The sequence below is a fragment of the Parafrigoribacterium mesophilum genome (assembly GCF_039652555.1).
GTDB classification, from domain to species: Bacteria; Actinomycetota; Actinomycetes; order Actinomycetales; family Microbacteriaceae; genus Parafrigoribacterium; species Parafrigoribacterium mesophilum.
In genome coordinates this window covers 1-267 of the sequence record NZ_JBDJAF010000067.1, presented here as the reverse complement: position 1 = coordinate 267, position 267 = coordinate 1, and the positions used below count along the sequence as shown (strand labels likewise).

Sequence of the window (267 nt, the reverse complement as noted above, 5' to 3'; positions counted from 1 at the left end):
AGCCGCACCGCCGAGGTTCTGCGGTTCGCCGCCTCGGTAGACGGCTGCCGTCACACTAATCCGCTCGGTGGTGTCCATCAAGCCCCCCGCGGATGTCCTCCATCCGTCCTGTCGCTTGCAGGCCAGGTAGCCGGGTTGCTCAGCGACCGCCGTCGCGCTTCGGTCAGCCGATCGGCGGCCTCGTGATCATTGGCATCCTCGTCATCATCATGGCCGCATACTCGCTGGTGCTGGACTTCGACAGCATCAAGACCGGCCGCCGCGGCC

Annotated in this window: 1 pseudogene; it reads left to right on the top strand. The window is 66.7% G+C overall.

From position 1 onward, the window contains the following. Positions 1–161: 161 nt before the first annotated feature. A pseudogene (locus ABFX56_RS16325) lies at positions 162–267 on the top strand (Bax inhibitor-1/YccA family protein); the annotation flags it as partial.